The 290-nt window shown below is 64.5% G+C and carries 1 protein-coding gene; it reads left to right on the top strand.

Annotated elements, in window-relative coordinates:
- Positions 1-290 (top strand): MCP four helix bundle domain-containing protein (locus EJV47_RS27800; protein ID WP_133372533.1); only part of this gene is annotated, 290 nt, incomplete at both ends.

The following is a 290-nucleotide window of genomic DNA, read 5'->3' as shown; positions in this document are numbered from 1 at the left end:
AGCAGCGTCTGGGAAAAGCGCCTGATGCACCCCATGAACACCTCGGCGGCCTTCCTGTACCAGGACCGGCTGCTGCCGGCCACCGGCCTGGTTCAGCTCAATGATTTGATGTACGCCAAGCAGCAGCTGATAGCCGGCTACCAGGCCCACCCCACGGCCGCCCGCCGCCACTACCTGCAGGTGCAGCTCGGCTGCCACAACTTCGGCATCGATTCCATTGTCAGCTCCTACGAGGCCACCTACCTTGTGGCGGAAGAAACCCGGGTGTTTGGCGCCCTCAGGGCCCGCCT

This window comes from Hymenobacter gummosus (assembly GCF_003970915.1).
Taxonomy (GTDB): Bacteria; Bacteroidota; Bacteroidia; order Cytophagales; family Hymenobacteraceae; genus Solirubrum; species Solirubrum gummosum.
Note: the sequence above shows the minus strand (reverse complement) of the source record. Positions and strands in the feature narration are given on the sequence as shown.